The organism is Kitasatospora sp. NPDC059160 (genome assembly GCF_042755465.1).
Lineage (GTDB): Bacteria > Actinomycetota > Actinomycetes > Streptomycetales > Streptomycetaceae > Kitasatospora.
Map to the genome: position 1 here is coordinate 21,404 of NZ_JBHZCN010000090.1, position 18,304 is coordinate 39,707.

Consider the following 18,304-nt stretch of genomic DNA (forward strand, 5'->3'; position numbering starts at 1 on the left):
CGTTCACCACCAGAGTGATTCCATCCGACTACCGGCTCATCGGCGCGCAACCGCGCGCTCTTACCCCCTGAGGTGTCGGGCCCCGATCCTGGGCTGCGGACTCGGTCGTCATCGAACCGTGTCACCTCCGCAGGCGTGTTCCCCAGGAGAGGAAGCCCTCCATGGCCTTCGGCATCCGGCTGTCGCACGGCTCCGCCGCCCTCGGCGCCGTCCTCCTCGCCGTCTCCGCCGTCGTTCCGCTCACCGCGACGCCGGCCCGGGCCGCGAGCCCGATCTGTCTCAGCGGTACGCTCCAGTACGACTACCAGTCGGCCGAAGCCGGCCCGGCCAAGCCCACCCAGACCAAACCGGCGCGCAGCGCGGACGCCCAGCTGTGGGGAGCCGAGAAGGTCACCGACACCGCCCACCAGCTGACCGCCGACTACCAGCTGACCAGCGCCGCCGACGGCAGCTTCAACCTCTGCTACACCCCGGCCGCCACCACCTCGATGAGCAGCCTGTGGGTGCGGTTCCGCACCGAGAGCAACCAGTACTGGAAGGTCGCCGACACCACGGGCACCCCGTACACGCTGGACTCCGCCACCCAGAACAACATCGCCGCCAGCACCTCGCTGGGCACGGTCAAACCCCCGGCGGCCACCGCCCGGGCCTGGCACGCCTTCGACACCGTCAACCTGCTCTACCAGCACCGGAACAACCCCGCCACCGCCTGCTGGTCCTCGCACGAGGCGAACAACGCCTGCACCGAACTCACCGTCCGCTGGACGGCGAACTCGGCCGACGGGACGTACTACGACCTGGCCGGCACCGTCCACCTGGCCGCCGCCGACCCGGACTCCGAGCACACCGTGCTGCACGAGTCCGGCCACTTCCTGATGCACCGCCTGTACAACGGCGTGTTCCCCGCGGTGAGCAACTGCAGCCCGCACTACGTCAACCTGGTCAACTCGGCGAGCTGCGCCTGGACCGAGGGCTTCGCCGACTCCACGGCCGCCTACCTGCTCGGTGACTACCGCTACGTCTGGCCCGACGGCAGCAGCTACCCGTTCACCTACACCACCGGCTGGAACACCGGCGACCAGGTCCAGGGCAACGTGGACGGCTCGCTGCTCGACCTGTGGAACAACGTCGACGGCGGCTGGAACGGCACCGTCGCCCTGCTGACCTCGCACGCCCCGTCGACCTTCGCCGACTACTTCAAGAACGACCGACCGCTGGGCAACCTCGCCACCACCGGCAGCGCGCTCAACTACCTGGCCGCCCACACCGTCGACTACGGGCCCAACCCGGTGGGCGACAACCAGTACCACGCCTTCACCAACGGGGGCGGCCTGGCCCTGGAGCACGCCGGGCAGTGCGCCAACTCCACCAACGTGGTCGCCGACCTCGACACCTACGACTCCACCCACGCCTCGGAGAAGTGGAAGCTGGACCCGAACGCGGACGGCACCACCCGGATCTACGACAGCTGCCCGACCCCGCTGACCCTCACCGCGCCCGCCGCGGCCGGCGGCCAGGTCACCCTCCAGGCCTTCAACTCCGCCAGCCAGTACCAGAAGTGGCAGGTCACCCAGAACGGCAGCGGCACCCTGACGATCACCAACCCGGCGACCGGCTACGTGCTCGACAGCGCCGCCGTGAGCACCGGAGCGGCCGTGGTCGTCAACGCGGCCGGCAACGCCAACACCCAGGACTGGGCGACCCTCGCCTGAGCCGCTCCCGGGCCCTGGACCACGCCCCGAGGCGCCGGGCCAAGGCCCCGGCAGCACGACCCCGGGCCCGTCGTCCTCGCTCAGCGCTGAGGACGGCGGGCCCGGGGCTCCGCTACGCGGTCACTGACAGGCCTTGCGGCCGTGGTTCGCCTTCTTCTTCCGCCGGGCCTTCTTCTTGCGGGCGCGCTTGGACACCGTGCTCCTCCTGGTCCTGGGTGGGTGGACGCGGTTCAGGCGGCCCGGCCGACCAGCTGGTCGGCGAGCTTCACCAGGCGCTTCTGCGACCGCTCCTCCTGGGCGGCCTGGGCCGTCGGCGCGGCGACGCCGCCGTCGTAGTAGGCGCCGTTGGCGATCTCGGCATCCGGCAGGCAGAGCCGGACCACGGCCGCCGCGCCCTCCGCCGCCGGTGCGCCGACCCGCCCGTAGAGCGGCAGCAGCGCGGTGTCGCACAGGCCCGGGTTGAGGCTGACGGCGGTGACGCCGGAGCCGGCCGGCGCCATCTCGGCGGTCGCTATGGTGAGCGCCAGCTGCGACTGGGCGTACGCGGCGACCCGGGAGTACTTCTTCACCCGGTGCGGGTCCGACCAGTTCATCGACGCGGTGCGGTGCAGGGAGGAGGACACGTTGACGATCCGGGCGTCCCCGGCGGCCGAGAGCGGGGCCCGGAGCAGCTTGGCCAGCAGGTGCGCGGCCAGGAAGTTGACCTGTAGCGAGAGCTCGTTGCCGTCGTCGGTCAGGGTGCAGCGCTCGGGCGCCATCACGGCGGCGTTGTTCACCAGCAGGTCCAGCGCCGGGTAGTGCTTGACGACCGTGCCGGCCAGCACCGCGACCTCCGCCAGCCGGGTGAAGTCGGCGGCCAGCTCGACGAGTTGGTCGCGGCGGGCGCCGGCGGCGATCAGCCGGTCGACGGCGTCCTCCGCCTCGGCGGCGGTGCGGGCGTGCACCAGGACGTTCGCGCCCCGCCCGGCGAGCAGCCGGGCGGTCTCCCAACCGATGCCGGAGGAGGCGCCGGTGACGAGGGCGGTACGGGCGGACAGAACGGTGTCGGACATGACCCATCCAAGGGTGCTGGGCACCGGCGGGGTACGGCGACGGGGCGGCGCGCGGCCGCCCGCGCCGGGGCCGCCGGTGCGAGAAGGAGTGTGGTGCGAGAAAGGTGTACTGCGGAGACGACCGCCCGCCCCCGCCCCGGAGCCGAACGGGGCGGAGGACGGGCGGCGGTGATCGGCACGGGCTCGGCGGGACTGCCCCGGGCCCGTACGCGCGGCCGGTGACCGGCGGGAAGGAGCTCGGTACTACCGGACGGCAGTGGCGACCGCGACCGCGACGACGAACCGCGGCCGGCTATGCGGCGGGCGGTCGTGGTGGCGGGTCGAGCGGTGCATGCCGTCCATCAAAGCCCGCGCCGATGCCCGGGGCAAGCTCCGTCACCCGCCCTGACGAACTCCTGACGCCTCCCTGACGCGGGCCCGGCTGACGGCGGGCCCGGCGGCGCTCCGGGGGGTGGTGCGGGGAACTGAACGGCCCGCGCCCCGGGGTGGCGGGGCGCGGGCCTTCGGTGGTGGTTCAGTGGTGGTTCAGCGGTGTCTCAGCGGTGATCGGTCCGGCGTCAACGGCCCTGGAGCGACCTGGCGTTGTCCCCGAAGGTCCAGCCCTTCGAGCCGTCCCAGTTGAGCGACCAGGTCATCAGGCCCTTCAAGGCGCCGCCGAAGTTGCCCCAGGCCTGGCCGACCGAGCCCGGGTCCAGGTAGCCGCCGCCGGCACCCGGCTGGGCCGGGAGGCCGGGCACCTGCTTGTCGTAGGGCACCTTGACGGTGGTGCCCTGGATGGTGAGGCCGTTGTTCAGGCAGGTGGTCTGGACGGTGAAGCCCTGCACCGTACCGGCCTGGTAGGAGTCGCCGGAGCAGCCGTACATACTGCCGTTGTAGTACTGCATGTTCAGCCACCACAGCCGGCCGTTGTCGGCGTACTTCTTGATGATCGGCAGGTAGGCGCCCCAGATGGAGCCGTAGGTGACGCTCCCGCCGGTGACGTACGCGGTCTCGGGGGCCATGGTGAGGCCGAAGCCGGCGGGCATCTGGGCCAGCACTCCGTCGATGATGCGCATCAGGTTGGCCTGGGAGGCGGAGGGCGTCTTGATGTCGCCGCTGCCCGAGAGGCCGGTCTCGATGTCGATGTCGATCCCGTCGAAGTTGTACTTCTTGAGGATCGGGACGACGGTCGCCACGAAGCGGTCGGCGACGGTGCTGGAGCTCAGGTCGATGCCGGCGGCGGCACCGCCGATGGACATCAGGATCGTCGCCCCGGCCGCCTTGGCCTGGCACATCTCGGCGGGGGTGGAGACCTTGACGTTGGCGTCCATGCCGTCCTGCCACTGCACGGTGCCGTCGGAGAGGATCACCGGGAAGGCGGCGTTGATCACGTTGTAGCCGTGCGCGGCGATCCGGCTGTCGGTGATGGGCACCCAGCCCAGGCCCGGGTGGACGCCGTTGGCGGCGCCGTCCCAGTTCTCCCAGTAGCCCTGGAGGACCTTGCCCGTGGGCCGGGGCTTGGTCGGGCAGGTGTCGCCGCCCGGCGGGGTGGTGGGAGGCGTCGTGGGCGGGGTGGTGGGGGGCGTGGTCGGAGGCGTGGTGGGAGGCGTGGTCGGCGGGGTCGTGGGAGGCGTCGTGGGCGGCGTGGTCGGCGGGGTGGTGGGCGGCGTGGAGCTGCTGCCGCCGGGGCCGGTGAGCGACACGTCGTCCGCGTAGTAGGCGGGCTGCCCGTACCAGCCGTGCAGGTAGACCGTCACCGAGGTGGTGCCGGGCCCGGTGGTGAAGTTGACGCTGAGCTGCCCGTAGGAGGCGTTGCCGGGCGCCCAGGTGGACGGGTCGCTGCCGCCGGTGCCGCTGGCGCCCAGGTAGACGTAGCTGCCCTGGACGTAGGCGCTCAGCGTGTACGCGGAGTTGGGCTGCACGCTGATGGTCTGGGAGCACTGGGCGGTGTCCTGGCCGGTCGGCGTGGATCGGAGGGCGGCGCTGCCGGAGTGCACCGGGCTGCCGACCACCGCCGCCGTGCCGGGCGAACAGGTCCAGTTGGAGAGTCCGCTCTCGAAGCCGGGGTTGGCCACCAGGTTGGGGGTCGCGGCCCCGGCGGTGACGGAGCCGGTCACCGCGATGCCGGCGCCGACCAGGGGGGCCGTCCCGACCACGGCGAGGGAGCGGACCAGCGCGCTCGGACGGTGCTGGGCGGCCCGGGGTGTGGGCCGCGACGCGCGTTCCAGACCCGTCCGGCGCGGCTCCCCGCCGGGACGGCCGGCCTCCGGAGCGGGGTGGGAACCGCCCGACGGGCGTGGGGTTCGGGACCTCCGACGGAACATGCTGTGCTCCCTTCCGACCGGGGCGCCAGGGACGTGACCGACGCGTGGGGGCGTGACGCCCGGCCGTGGGTGAGGTGGGGGACATGTGGGGCTGTGCCGGACCGGATCGTAGGAGGGGAGCCGGAGTTGGTCAATAGGTCTGGACCATTAAGGTCTGGACCACTCACGGTTTGAGCCACCCGGACGGCCGCCCGTCCACCGCCCGTGGCGTGTCGGTCCGGGTCGCCGGGGTCCGATCGGACCAACCGCCGGCCGGCCGCGGGAACGCCCGGTCCGGCCCCGGCCCCGGGGCGGAGTGGATTTGACGCACGATCATGCCGCGGGTGACGGTTGCCGGAACCCGTTCACCACACCGCGGAATGCAGGGGTGCCAGATGCACGAGCTGATTCTCCGTCACGCCTCGGAGCAGCCGGACCGGGCGGCCTTCACCGACTCCGGCGGTGCGGTGAGCTACGGCGACCTCGCCCGCCGCACGGCCCTGGTGGCCGGCAACCTCCGGGTCGAGCGCGGCAGTCGGGTCGCGCTCCAGCTGTCCGGCGGGGTGCCCGCGATCACCGCCACCCTCGGCGTCACCCGCGCCGCCGCCGTCGGTGTGCCGATCGACCCGCGGCTCGGCGACGACGAGCTCCGGTTCCGCCTGGCCGACGGCGGCGCCGACCTGGTGGTCACCGACCGCGCCCACCTGGCGCAGGCCCGCCGGGTCGCCGGGGTCCGGGTGGTGACCGTGGACGAGCTGCTCTCCCCCACCGGCGCCCCGCCCCGCGACGACCTCGCTCCGGACGAGCCCGCCTGGCTGCACCACACCTCGGGAACGAGCGGGGACCCGAAGGGCGTGCTGTCGACGCAGCGGGCCTGGCTCCGGTCGGCCGACCACGCCTACCGGGGCCTGCTGGGCATGTCCTCCCAGGACCACCTGCTGTGGCCGCTGCCGCTGTTCCACGCCTTCGGGCACTCGATGTGCGTGGTGGGCGTGCTGGCCCTGGGCGCGAGCGCCCACGTGATGGACCGCTTCACCCCGGAGGCGGCCGCCGGGCTGCTCCGCCGGACGCCCTTCACCGCACTGGGCGGCGTGCCCGCGGTCTTCGCCCAACTCCTGGACGCCGGGGCCCCGTTGCCACCGCTCTGCCTGTCGGCCGGCGCCCCGCTGCCGGCGGAGCTGCGCGAGCGGTTCCGCCGGGTGTCCGGCCACGAGCTGCACGACGGGTACGGCAGCACGGAGGCCTCCGGGAAGGTCGCCGTCGACGGCGTCGTGCTGCCCGGGATCGAGACCCGGTTCGTCGACGGGGAGATCCGGCTGCGGTTGCCCGGCGCCGTCGACTGGCAGGCCACCGGGGACCTCGGCCGGGAGGAGGGCGGCCGGCTGGTGGTGACCGGTCGGGCGAGCGAGATCATCATCCGGGGCGGGGAGAACGTCCACCCCGCCGAGATCGAACAGGTGCTGGCCCGCTGCCCGGACGTCCGGGCAGCGGCCGTGGCGGGCGAACCGGACCCGGTGCTCGGGGAGGTACCGGTCGGCTACGTCGTCGGCGCGGTGGATCCGGCGGCGGTCCTGGCCTTCTGCCGCCGGCACCTGCCCCCGCACCGGGTGCCGGCGGCGATCCGCCCGGTCAGCCGCATCCCGCAGACCTCCTCGGGCAAGCCGGCCCGGCGGCGACTGCGGTTCCAGTACGTGCTGGACCTGGTCCGCGGGGAGACCGAGGGGATCACCGGCCGGGCACCGGAGGTGGACCAGCCGTTCGCCGAGGCCGGTCTGGACTCGCTCGGCACCGTACGGCTGCGGGACCGGCTGGGCAGCGCGCTCGGGGTCTCGCTGCGCCCGTCGCTGGTGTTCGACCACCCCACGCCCAGCGCGATGGCGGACCACCTGACCGGCGGGGCCACCGACGCGCCGCCCCCCGCGCGCGGGGCCACCGAGCCGGTCGCGATCGTCGGGATGGCCTGCCGCTACCCCGGCGGGATCGCCGGCCCCGAGGACCTGTGGCGGGTGGTCGCCGCCGGCCGGGACACCGTCACGGACTTCCCCACGGACCGGGGCTGGCCCCTCGACGAGCTGTTCCACCCCGACCCCGACCACGTCGGCACCAGCTACGTCACCCGCGGCGGCTTCCTCGCCGACGCGGCCGACTTCGACGCCGCGTTCTTCCGGATGTCACCGCGGGAGGCGCTGGCCACCGACCCCCAGCACCGGCTGCTGCTGGAGACGGCCTGGGAGGCCGTCGAACGGGCGGGCATCGCCCCCGAGTCGCTGCGCGGCAGCAGCACGGGCGTGTACGTGGGCCTGATGTACGACGACTACGCCGGCCGGTTCCGGGGCACCGACCACGAGCTCCTGCCCCAGATCGCGCTGGGGTCGGCGGGCAGCATGGCCTCCGGGCGGATCGCCTACGGCCTGGGCCTGCACGGGCCGGCCCTCACCCTGGACACGGCCTGCTCCTCCTCCCTGGTGACCCTGCACCTCGCGGCGGACGCGCTGCGCGGCGGGCAGTGCGACCTGGCCCTGGCCGGGGGTGCCACGGTCATGGCGAGCCCGGACAGCTTCGTCGCGTTCAGCCGCCAGCGCGGCCTCGCCCCGGACGGGCGGGTGAAGCCGTTCTCCGCGGCCGCCGACGGCACCGTCTGGTCGGAGGGGGTGGGGCTGCTGCTCCTGGAGCGGGTCGAGGACGCGGTGCGCAACGGCCACCCGGTCCTGGCCCTGCTGCGCGGCTCGGCGGTCAACCAGGACGGGGCGTCCAACGGACTCACCGCGCCCAGCGGCCCCGCCCAGGCCGCGGTGATCCAGCAGGCGCTGGCCGACGCCGGACTGACCGGCGCCGACGTGGACGTGGTCGAGGCCCATGGCACCGGAACCGCCCTGGGCGACCCGGTCGAGGCGGCCGCGCTGCTCGCCACCTACGGCCAGGCCCGGCCGGATCCGGTGCTGGTCGGCACCGTCAAGTCCAACCTCGGGCACACCCAGGCCGCCGCCGGGGTCGCCGGGGTGATCAAGACCGTGATGGCGATGCGCCACCGGACGGTGCCCGCCACCCTGCACGTGGACGAACCCTCCCGCGAGGTCGACTGGACCGCCGGCCGGCTCCGGCTGGTCACCGAGCCGACCCCCTGGCCGGCCCGGGACCGTCCGCGCCGTGGCGCGGTGTCGGCGTTCGGGATCTCCGGGACCAACGCGCACGTGATCGTCGAGGAGTACGAGCAGCTGCGGACGGCCTACCTCTTCCCCGGGGAGGGGGCGCAGAAGCCGGGGATGGGGCGGGAGTCGGCCGCCGGGCACCCCGTGTTCGCCGCGGCCTTCGAGGAGGCCTGCGCCCATCTGGACCCGGCGCTGCGGGAGGCCCTCGACACCGAGCTGGTGCACCGCACCGACTTCGCCCAGGCGGCCCTGTTCGCCTACGAGGTCGCGATGTTCCGTCTGCTGGAGTCCTGGGGCTACCGCCCGGACGCCCTGATCGGGCACTCCGCCGGGCAGATCGCGGCCGCCCACCTGGCGGGCGTCCTGTCGCTGCCCGACGCCGCGCGGCTGGTCACCGCGCGCGGCCGGCTGCTGCTCACCGTCGGCCACGCCGTCCACTCCCCCCTGACGGACCCCCAGCTGGCGGAGTTCGCGCGGGTGGCGGAGGGCCTGACGTACCGTCCCCCGGCGATCCCGGTGATCGGCGCCCGCCCGGACGACCCGGGCCACTGGGTGCGGCACCTGCGCGAGCCGGTCCGCTTCGCCGACCAGGTGGCCGCGGTCGGGGGTGCCACCCTGGTCGAACTCGGCCCGGGCAGCACGCTGGGTGCGCTCGTCGAGGGCGTCGTCCCCACCGCCGACCCCGAGCGGGCGGCGGCCCGACTGCGGGGCACCCGGGCCTTCCGGCGCCGGCGCTACTGGCTCGACCCCGGCGCCGAGCACCCGCTGGTCGGGTCGACCGTCGTCGTCCCCGGATCCGGCGAGGTGGTGTGCGTCGCCGACCTCAGCCCCGCCTGGCTGCTCGACCACGTCGTGGACGGGACGGCGCTGGTGCCCGCCACGGCCGTGCTGGAACTGGTCCTGCACGCCGGCGAGCGGGCCGGGTGCACCGGCATCGACGAGCTGGTGCTGCACACCGCGATGCCCCTGCCCCGGACCAGGCGGGCCGAGATCGTCGTCCGTCCCGAAGCGCCGGACGGCACCCGGGCGTTCGAGGTGTACGCGAACGGGGTCCGCTGCGCCGACGGCCGGCTCCACGCACGGCCGGCCCCGCAGGTGGAGACCGGCGAGTGGCCCCCGCCGGGCGCCGAGGAACTCGACGTCGAGCACGCCGACTACGGCCCGGCGTTCCGCGGGCTGAGCCGCCTGTGGCGGCGCGGCGACGAGCTCTTCGGCGAGGTCCGCGGCGACTTCCCCGACGCCGGGCGGTACGCCCTGCACCCCGCCCTGTTCGACGCGGCCCTGCACCCGGCCCGGCTGCTCACCGGCGGGGTGCCGTTCGTCCTGCGCGGCGTGCACCTGCTGGCCCGGGGGGCCACGGCCCTGCGGGTCCGGATCCGGGCGGGGCGGATCGACCTGACCGACCGTACGGGCCGGCCGGTGGCGTGCGTCGAGTCGCTCACCGCGCGGGCGGCCGGCACCGGCCGGGGCGCCCTGTTCCGTCCGGAGTGGCGGCGGGTCACGGGGCAGCCGCGGGGGAAGCTGCTGGAGGTGCCGGCCGGGGACCCGCCCGCCGCCCTGGCGCTCGCGCTGCGGGAGCTGCAGGCCGGCCACGAGCACCTGACCGTCCTGGTGCGGCCGGGGGACCTCGCCGGAGCCGCGGTGGCCGGGCTGGTCCGGGTCGCGCAGACCGAGCACCCCGGGCGGTTCACCCTGGCCGAGGTCGCCGACGGGGAGCCGGAGACCGTCGCCGAGCGCGCCGAGCTGGTCCCGGTGGCGGGCGGCGGCTCCTTCGCCTGGCGCGGGACCGTCCTGGTCACCGGCGGCGGCGCGCTGGGACGCGCGGTCGCCGGCCACCTGCGGGCCGGGGGCGTGCGCGTCGTCGTCGCCAGTCGCAGCGGCGAGACCCGGCTGGACGTCACCGACCGGGCCGCGCTGGCCGCCCTGGTCGACTCGATCGAGGACCTGCGGGCCGTCATCCACACCGCGGGCGTCCTGGACGACGGGATCCTCACCTCGATGACCCCGGAACGCCTGGCGACCGTGTGGCGCCCGAAGGCCGAAGCGGCCCGGCACCTCCACGAGCTGACCGCGCACCGGGACCTCGACGCCTTCGTGCTGTTCTCGTCGGCGGCCGGGGTGCTCGGCCACGCCGGGCAGGCCAACTACGCGGCGGCCAACAGCTACCTGGACGAACTCGCCCGCCACCGCAAGCGCCTGGGCCTGCCCGCGCTGTCGCTGGCCTGGGGCCCGTGGACGGTCGGGATGGCGGCCGACCGGTCCGCCGGTCCCGGACTGCTGCCGCTCACCCCGGCGGAGGGCGTGGCGCTCCTGGAGGCCGCGCTGGGCACCGACGAGCCGGTCCTGGTACCGATCGCCTTCGACCGCGACCGCGCCCACGACCTCGCCCCCCGCCCGGAGCCGCGGCGCGCACCGGAACCGGTCCGTCCGGCGGACCTGTTGGAGCTGGTGTGCGCCGAGGTCGCCGCCGTCCTGAGCTATCCGGAGGTGGACCCGGACACCCCGGTGCCGGACCTCGGTTTCGACTCGCTGACCTCGATCGAGCTGCGCAACCGGCTGGAGGAGCGAACCGGCCTGCGGCTGCCCGCCACCGTGGTGTTCGACTCCCCCACCCCGAGGGCCCTCGCCGACCAGCTGCGCCCGCCGCCGGCCCCGGGAACGCTCGCCGACCTCTACCACCGGCTGTGCGGACTGGGCCGGCACCAGGAGGCCATGCACCTGCTCGTCTCCGCCTCCTGGGCACTGCCGTCGGCGGCGGCCTTCCCGCCGGTCGCCCCGCAGCGGCTCAGCGACGGCGCGGGCCCGGCGATCGTCTGCTTCCCCGCCTTCACCTCGCCCCCCGGGGAGTACGGTCCGCTGGCCCGGCACCTGCCCGGCCTGTGGCTGCTCCCGCACCCGGGGTACCGGGGCGGCCCGGTACCGGAGGACGTGGAGGCCCTGGTGCGGACGCACGCGGCCTCGATCGAGCGGCTCGACCGGCCGGTGGTGCTGCTGGGCCGCTCCACCGGCGGCCTGGTCGCGCAGGCCGTCGCGGAGCGGGTCGGTGCCGAGGCCGTGGTGCTGCTGGACACCCACCCCGTCCGGGACGAGGGACGGCTCACCGAGCTGGCGGCCCGCACCGCGCTCCGCCTGGACGAGCCCGCGCTCGCGGCCCTGGGCGCGTACGTGCGCGTCTTCCTCGGCCGGCCGGAGGAGACGACCGTACCGACCCTGCACCTGCGGCCCGGCGACATCCCGGGGGACCACTTCTCGGTGCTCGACCAGCACGTGGCGACGACGGCCGAGGCGATCCGGACCTGGCTCGCCCGGACGGTGGGCCCCGGACGGTGACCGGCCCAGGCCCTGTCCGACCAGGCATTGTCCGGACAGGCTCTGTCCGGTCGGCCGGACAGGGCCTGGCCGTCACCGGCGGGTCTCGATCCGCAGGTCGCCCATGGTCACCCGGCGGAGGTGGTCGCTCGCCAGCACCTCGTGCGGCTGGCCGAGGTCGACCGCGCCCGCCGCGTCCAGCCGGTCCAGCTGGGCGGCCGAGAACTCGACCGCCAGAGCGCCCAGGTTGTCCTCCAGCTGGGCCAGGGTGCGGGCACCGATCAGCGAGGTCGTCACCGCCGGGTTCCGCAGGGTCCAGGCCAGCGCCACCTGGGCCGGGGTGCGGCCCAGCTCGGCGGCGACCTCCCGGACGACCCCGACGACGGCGAGGTTGCGCTCGGTGAGCGTGCCCAGCGCGAGGTTGAGGCTCCTGCGGGTGCCGTCCCCCGCACCGGCGTCGGTCGCGGCCACGTCCTCCCGGCGGTACTTGCCGCTGAGCACCCCGCCGCCCAGCGGCGAGTACGGGACCACGCCCAGGCCCAGCTCGCGGGCCATCGGGATCAGGTCGCGCTCCCCCGTGCGTTCGATCAGGCTGTACTCGATCTGCAGCGCGACCAGCGGCGACCAGCCGCGCAGGTCGGCGATCGCCTGCATCCGGGACACCTGCCAGGCCGGGGTGTTGGAGATCGCCACGTACAGCACCTTGCCCTGCCGGACCAGGTCGTCCAGCCCCCGCAGGATCTCCTCGACCGGGGTCCGGAAGTCCCAGACGTGCAGGTACAGCAGGTCGAGGTAGTCGGTGTCCAGCCTCCGCAGGCTCCCCTCCACCGAGCCGAACAGCGCCTTGCGGTGCGCGCCACCGGAGTTGGGGTCGCCCGGGCGGCGCAGCGTCGAGTACTTGGTCGCCAGCACCAGGCGCTCGCGCTCCTGGTGGGCGAACTCGCCCAGCAGGCGCTCGGAGCTGCCGTCGGTGTAGGTGTCGGCGGTGTCGAGGAGGTTGCCGCCGAGCTCGACGTAACGGTCGAACAGCTTCCGGGCCTCGTCCCGTTCGGCGCCCCAGCCCCACTCGGTGCCGAAGGTCGCCGTGCCCAGGGCCAGCGGTGAGACCCGCAGCCCCGACCGGCCCAGCAGCCGGTAGTCGTCGAGGGTCAGTGCCATCAGGTTCTCCTGCGGTCGTGATCGGTTTGTCGGGACCGAGTCTGTGGCGGCGGCGGGCCGGGGGTAAGGGAAGGCCCTTCCTGGGAAGGCCAGTCCCACCCTCACGGTTGGACCGGCCATGACGACCCGAACCGTGGACACCACCCGGACCACCTGGACCACCCAGGCCACCCAGACCACCCAGGAGCTGGCCGCCTTCCTGCGGAGCCGACGCGAACGCTCCGCGCCGGACCGGCCGGACCTGCCGTCGCGCCGAAGGTCCCGGCGGACACCGGGGCTGCGCCGCGAGGAGGTCGCCGAACTCGCCGGGGTCAGCACCGACTACGTGGTCCGGCTGGAGCAGGGCCGCGGGCTGCGGCCCTCGGCGGAGGTCCTGGCCGCGCTGGCCCGGGCCCTGCGCCTGGACCCCGGCGAACGCGACTACCTCTTCGACCTGGCCGGACGGCGCCGCCCCGGCCGTACCGACGGGCCCGCCCCCGGCGCGGCGCCGTCGCTGGCCCACCTGGTCGACGAGCTCTCGCCGCTACCGGCCATGCTGCTGGACCACCGCTACGACATCCTGGCCTGGAACCCCGAGCTGGCCCGGCTGCTCCCGGGCTTCGACACCCCGTCGCCTGTCCGGCGCAACGCGATGCGGCTCTGCCTGCTGCACCCGGCGATGCGCGGCTTCTACGCCGACCGCGAGGGTGCGCTGCGGGACGGGGTCGCCCACCTGCGGGCAGCGTGGGCCGCGCACCCGCAGGACCGGGCACTGACCGACCTCATCGCCGAATTCACCACCCAGGACGAGGACTTCGCCCGCCTGTGGTCCGAGCGGGAGGTCCGCGTCAACGGACGCGGCCGCAAACTGCTGCGGCATCCGGTCGTCGGGGCGATCGCCGTCGACTTCGAGGTGCTGCTGCCGCTGGAGGACCCGGAGCTGCGGCTCCTGATCTACCGCGCCGCGGACGAGGAGAGCCGCGCCGCCCTGGACCGGCTGTGCGCGCGGTGACAGCGGCTCGGGGGGCGGCGGCCCGGTGACAGCGGCCCCGGGGGCGGCGGCCCGGGGCGGCGGCCCGGGGGCGGTCGGTCAGTCCCGTCGTCCGCGCAGGAGCCGGGCGCCGAGGCCCAGGCGGGTGGTGGCCGCCCCCGCACACCCGCCGATCAGGATCGCGGGCCAGGGGCCGGCCCCCAGCCCGCGGCAGACCAGCGTGGTGGCGACCAGTGCGACCAGGAGCACCGCCAGGTCCACGGCGGCGGCTCGGCGGTCCCTGCGTCCTGTCGGCGACATGTCCGCCCTTGCGTTGGAGGTGTGACCTGCGGTCGGTGACATCCAGGACCTTAAAGAGTTTGCAAAGTCCAGGCAAGTGAAGGGGGGATGAGCGGGGGCAGGGCGGGCCAGGACCGCCCCACTCCCGCAGGGACAAGAAGTGTGATGTTCAAATGTCTGATGTTTGGCTATGGTGCTCCCATGACACGCATCAAGACACCGCGTCGGACGGCGAGCCTGTCCGCGCAACTCGTGGACAGCCTGCGCTCGCACATCGAGGCCGGCGGCTGGCCGGTGGGCACCCGGATCCCGTCGGAGCAGGCCCTCATCGAGGAACTCGGGGTCGGCCGCAGCACCCTGCGGGAGGCGATCGGGGCACTCGTGCACCTCGGACTGCTGGAGGCCCGGGCGGGGGACGGCACCTACGTCCGCTCGTCGAGCGAGCTCCAGGCGGTCATGCTGCGCCGGGCCGGTACCGCCCAGCGCGCGAACGTCCTCGAACTGCGGACCGTACTGGAGGAGTACGCCTCGGGGGCCGCCGCCCTGCGCCGCGACGAGGAGCAGGTGCAGCAGCTGCGGGAGCTGTTGGCCGACGCCGACGCGGCCGCCGCGGGCGGGGACCTGTCGCTGGCCGGCAGCGTGGACGCGCTGTTCCACCGGGCCGTCGTGCGGGCGAGCGGGAACGGCCTGCTGATCGAGGTGTACGACCACCTCGGCACCGCGCTCACCGCCTCCCTCGGCGGCCTGCCCTGGGACGCGGCCCACGCCGAGGAGCACGCCGGACTGCACCGGCGGCTCGTCGACGCGATCGAGGGCCGGGACGAGGACGGGGCCCGCGACGCGGCCGCCGCGATCGTCCGACTCACCCGTGGCCACGAGGCCGGTGGCCTCACCGCTGGCGGCCACAACTCCGGTGCGGAGGTGACGAAGTGAGCTCCCCGTCCCCCTCGGTGTCCACCGAACGCCCCACCGCCGGGGCGTCGACCCCGGACCGCACCCGCCCCGCCGTGTCGGTCGGGCTCGTCATCGGGATCTGCCTGGTCGCGGCGAACCTGCGCACCGGTCTGACCGGTGTCGGCACACTGCTCCCGGCGATCGAGCAGGACAGCGGCCTGACGTCGAGTTGGGGCGGCCTGCTGAGCACCCTCCCACTGCTGACCTTCGCCGCCACCTCCCCCCTGGTGGCCCGCGCCTCCCACCGGTTCGGCAGCGCCCGGCTGCTGGTGGCGGCGCTCGGGACGCTGGCCGTCGGGACGGTGATCCGCTCGCTCCCCTCGGTGGCCTGCCTGTTCGCCGGGACGGTGGTCCTCTCCGCCGCGATCGCCTTCGGCAACGTCCTGCTGCCCGCGCTGATCCGGCGCAACGTGCCCGCCCACCGCATCCAGGGCGTCAGCGCGCTCTACGTGACGGTCATGGGCCTCACGGCCGCGCTCTCCTCCGGGATCTCCGCGCCGCTGGCCCACAGCCTGCCGGGCAGCTGGCACACCGCGCTGGCCTGGGGCACCGCCTTCACCGTCGCCGCGTTCATCGTCTGGCTGCCCCGGCTGCGGCACGACCGCCCCGGGGCGGGCACCGGCGCGACCCACTCCCCCGCGCCCTGGCGGTCCCCGCTGGCCTGGCAGGTGAGCCTGTTCATGGGCCTGCAGTCCCTGGGCTTCTACACCGCCGTCGCCTGGCTGCCCAGCATCCTGCTCCACCAGGGCGCCGACAGCACCACGGTCGGCTGGATGCTGTTCTACTACCAGGTGATCGCGCTCGCCGCGAGCAGCGCCCTTCCGCTGCTCACCCGGGGCCACCACGACCAGCGGTGGACCGCGGCCGGGGCCTCGGTCGTCGTCGCCGCCGGCTTCGCCGTCCTGCTGTCGGCCCCGGGCCTGACCGTCGTGGCCTGCACCCTGCTCGGGCTGGGCACCGGCGTGTGCCTGGTCCTGGCGCTGAGCTTCCAGAGCGAACGCGTCGGCAGCGCCGGCGAGGCGGCCGCGCTGGCGGGCATGGCACAGTCCGTCGGCTACCTCGTGGCGGCGGCCGGCCCGCTCCTGCTCGGCATCCTGCACGACGCCACCGGCAGCTGGACGCTTCCCCTCGGGCTCCTGGCCGTCCTGAGCACCGCGATGGCGGCCGTCGGGTACGGCGCGGGCCAGGACCGCCACGTGAGGCCGCCCGCCCGCTGAGCCCGGCGCTCCCGGCTCAGAGGAGGACCACTCCCGCCACGGTCGTGGCCACCAGGACCACGATCATCACCGCGTGGTACAGCACGCCCCGCTCCGCCGAGCGCTGCCCGGCGGACCGGTCCAGCATGAACACGGCCGGATCCGCAGGATCATGATGGACCGTCAGTTCCAGGCCGTACGTCCGGGGCGGGCCCGGGAGATCGTTCCGGCAGTGCGCCGTGACGACCGTGCCGTCCCGGGTGGTGAAGGACAGCACCGGGGTGATGGTGGTCGAGGTGTCGCCGTCCTCGTCGACGCTGACGTCCCTGAGCACCGCGACGACCCGGCCGGGCACCGCCTCCAGCGCCGCCAGCCTGGTGATCCGGTCGGCCTTCTCCCGTACCGCTCGCGGGAGCAGGACGATCCCGGCGACGGCCCACGGGCCGGCCACACCGATCAGGGCCCACGGCCACCCCCAGCGGACGGCGGCCAACGCCACCAGCCCGGCACAGACCAGGAAGAGCGCGAGGCCCGGCCGACCCAGCCCGCGGCCGGGTTCCTCGTCGACGGGAGAGAACCGGTAGGCGTGCGGGCGGCCCGGCGGGTACCCGATGCCGAGCTCCCGGCCCTCCCACGCGACGGTGATCATCTCGCCGCGCTCGCCGTCGTTGGTGACCTCGACCTCCTCACCCGAGACCGGGTCCCGGTAGCGGACGACCACCGGGATCCCGCCCTTGCCCGAGCCACCGTGCCGGGGCTCGGTCACCCGGACGATCCGCCCCGTCAGCCGGACCTTCCGCTGGTCCGCGGTCACCCCGGCCAGCGACCTGACCAGCCCGACCAGGGCCACCACGGCCCACAGCCCGCACCAGAGCAGCAGGATCTCGTCCCACCCCATCGCACTCCTCCTCCGTCCGTACCGGTCAGCCGCCGTTGCGCCGCAGCACCTGGCCCCGGCCGTCCGCCTCCAGCGTCGCGGAGCCGCTCTCGCCGGTCACCACGATCCTGAGCGTCAGCGCGCCGGTGGTCCCGTCGGCGGTCAGCTGCCAGCTCTTCGGAGCCTTGACGCCGAGGGTGCTCCGGGCCTCCTCCACCAGGCCGGGGATCCGCTCGTAAGGAAGCGAGCGCGGATCGAACCCGGGACCCTTCCCCGCACCCGGGGCACCGGCACCCGGGACACCGTCGGCCGGGTTGAGGACCACCGTCAGCTGACGGTCCTGCACGACGACGGCGAGTGCCTGGCGCGGCTCGCCACCCGGGGTCAACGACTCGACGGCCTTGCGCAGTTCGCCCTGGTCCAGCATGGACTGCCCCGGGCCGAGGGCGACCGTGCCGGTCGCCGAGGTCACGGTGATCGTGGCGGACGAGGATTCCGAGGAGGAGGATTCCGAGGAGGAGGTGACGGCCGGCCGGGCCGTGCCGGTCCCGTCCTCGACCACGGCGAACAGCTCGGTGTGGAACGGCAGCAGCACGGCGCCCACGCCCAGCAGCAGGCCGAGGACGGTCAGCAGGCAACCCGCACAGCCCGGCCCGCTCTCCTCCCGCATCGCCGGGCCGGGCACCGAGTCCAACCTGGCCCCGGCCACGCGCCGTTCCCACTCCGGCGTGGGCCGCTTCACGATCCGCGCCTTCCACGGCCGGTCCGGCGGGTACTCCACCACCACGATCCCGCCCGGCCGGTAGTCGGGGAGTTCGACGAGGTTGATCTCCTGCCGGATCCCCACCCGGAACCCGGGCGCGCCGTCCGGCACCACGCTCAGCTCGAACTGCACCGGGACGTCACTGCTCTCGCCCCTGACCGCCTCCCGCTCCTCGATCAGCGCCAGCGCCCGTACCGGCACGGCCGCCGCCTCCCGGCCCCAGCGCGGCAGCGAGGCGAGGAACGCCACCAGCCCGTAGGCCGCCGGCAGTGCGAGCGACAGGACGACCAACGAGGTCCGCCCGAGCACGCAGCCGCTGACGAACCCGGCCAGCGACGCCCCGATCACGGCACCGGTGAGCAGGCCCAGGGCGAGTTTGGACGGCGTGTTCGGCGAGGGCGGTCCGCCCGCGGCTGTCGTCATGCGGCAGATTGTGCACGTCCCGGGCAACCGCCGACAGTCCCGCGGGTACCCGGAACGGTCACAAGCCGATCACAACTCCCGCACCGCCTTCCCCTCTTGACCTCGGCGGTGCCCGGCGGCCCGGGGCCCCCGGGCCCCCCCGGCCCCCCGCAGCGGTGAGCCGTCAACGATGCCCTGGCC

General features: G+C 74.7%; 10 protein-coding genes and 2 pseudogenes. 5 read left to right on the plus strand and 7 right to left on the minus strand.

What is annotated here, in order from left to right; all coding sequences use genetic code 11:
• The first annotated feature begins 161 nt into the window (after nt 1–161).
• Entirely contained in the window at nt 162–1,712 is a 1,551-nt protein-coding gene (locus tag ACFXOZ_RS31545) for an RICIN domain-containing protein (protein WP_380593494.1), read from the plus strand.
• A 230-nt stretch (nt 1,713–1,942) separates the two neighbouring features.
• On the opposite strand, the gene ACFXOZ_RS31550 is transcribed toward ACFXOZ_RS31545, so the two are convergent.
• The 3 genes and pseudogenes from ACFXOZ_RS31550 to ACFXOZ_RS31560 all read right to left on the minus strand — a co-directional run.
• Nucleotides 1,943–2,764 carry an SDR family NAD(P)-dependent oxidoreductase gene (locus tag ACFXOZ_RS31550; RefSeq protein WP_380593495.1) on the minus strand — a complete coding sequence of 274 codons (822 nt, stop codon included), beginning with the start codon at nt 2,762–2,764 and terminating at the stop codon, nt 1,943–1,945.
• 557 nt (nt 2,765–3,321) lie between these two features.
• Nucleotides 3,322–4,281, minus strand: a pseudogene (locus ACFXOZ_RS31555) (chitinase); the annotation flags it as partial.
• Nucleotides 4,282–4,488: 207 nt separating this feature from the next.
• A pseudogene (locus tag ACFXOZ_RS31560) lies at nt 4,489–5,067 on the minus strand (carbohydrate binding domain-containing protein); the annotation flags it as partial.
• A 374-nt stretch (nt 5,068–5,441) separates the two neighbouring features.
• Here ACFXOZ_RS31560 and ACFXOZ_RS31565 point away from each other — a divergent pair.
• Nucleotides 5,442–11,525 carry a beta-ketoacyl synthase N-terminal-like domain-containing protein gene (locus ACFXOZ_RS31565; RefSeq protein ID WP_380593496.1) on the plus strand — a complete coding sequence of 2,028 codons (6,084 nt, stop codon included), beginning with the start codon at nt 5,442–5,444 and terminating at the stop codon, nt 11,523–11,525.
• A gap of 72 nt (nt 11,526–11,597) precedes the next feature.
• Here ACFXOZ_RS31565 and ACFXOZ_RS31570 read toward each other — a convergent pair whose 3' ends face one another.
• Nucleotides 11,598–12,662, minus strand: a complete 1,065-nt coding sequence (locus ACFXOZ_RS31570) for an aldo/keto reductase (protein WP_380593497.1) — start codon at nt 12,660–12,662, stop codon at nt 11,598–11,600.
• Between the two features lie 118 nt (nt 12,663–12,780).
• Here ACFXOZ_RS31570 and ACFXOZ_RS31575 point away from each other — a divergent pair, with 118 nt between their 5' ends.
• A complete protein-coding gene (locus tag ACFXOZ_RS31575; RefSeq protein ID WP_380593498.1) occupies nt 12,781–13,653 on the plus strand; it encodes a helix-turn-helix transcriptional regulator in 873 nt (290 codons plus the stop codon).
• A 78-nt stretch (nt 13,654–13,731) separates the two neighbouring features.
• Here ACFXOZ_RS31575 and ACFXOZ_RS31580 read toward each other — a convergent pair whose 3' ends face one another.
• Nucleotides 13,732–13,932 (minus strand): hypothetical protein, encoded by a 201-nt coding sequence (locus ACFXOZ_RS31580; RefSeq protein WP_380523749.1) that lies wholly within the window; start codon nt 13,930–13,932, stop codon nt 13,732–13,734.
• Nucleotides 13,933–14,112: 180 nt separating this feature from the next.
• Between ACFXOZ_RS31580 and ACFXOZ_RS31585 the strand changes: the two genes are divergently transcribed.
• Nucleotides 14,113–14,844 (plus strand): FadR/GntR family transcriptional regulator, encoded by a 732-nt coding sequence (locus ACFXOZ_RS31585; protein ID WP_380593499.1) that lies wholly within the window; start codon nt 14,113–14,115, stop codon nt 14,842–14,844.
• Nucleotides 14,841–16,082 (plus strand): CynX/NimT family MFS transporter, encoded by a 1,242-nt coding sequence (locus ACFXOZ_RS31590; protein WP_380593500.1) that lies wholly within the window; start codon nt 14,841–14,843, stop codon nt 16,080–16,082. Before ACFXOZ_RS31585 ends, ACFXOZ_RS31590 begins: the two co-directional genes overlap by 4 nt.
• A gap of 16 nt (nt 16,083–16,098) precedes the next feature.
• On the opposite strand, the gene ACFXOZ_RS31595 is transcribed toward ACFXOZ_RS31590, so the two are convergent.
• On the minus strand, nt 16,099–16,959 hold the full coding sequence (locus ACFXOZ_RS31595; RefSeq protein ID WP_380593501.1) for a DUF3592 domain-containing protein: 861 nt from the start codon (nt 16,957–16,959) through the stop codon (nt 16,099–16,101).
• A 25-nt stretch (nt 16,960–16,984) separates the two neighbouring features.
• Complete coding sequence (locus ACFXOZ_RS31600) at nt 16,985–18,124, minus strand: hypothetical protein (protein ID WP_380593502.1); 1,140 nt, start codon at nt 18,122–18,124, stop codon at nt 16,985–16,987.
• Between the last annotated feature and the right edge of the window lie 180 nt (nt 18,125–18,304).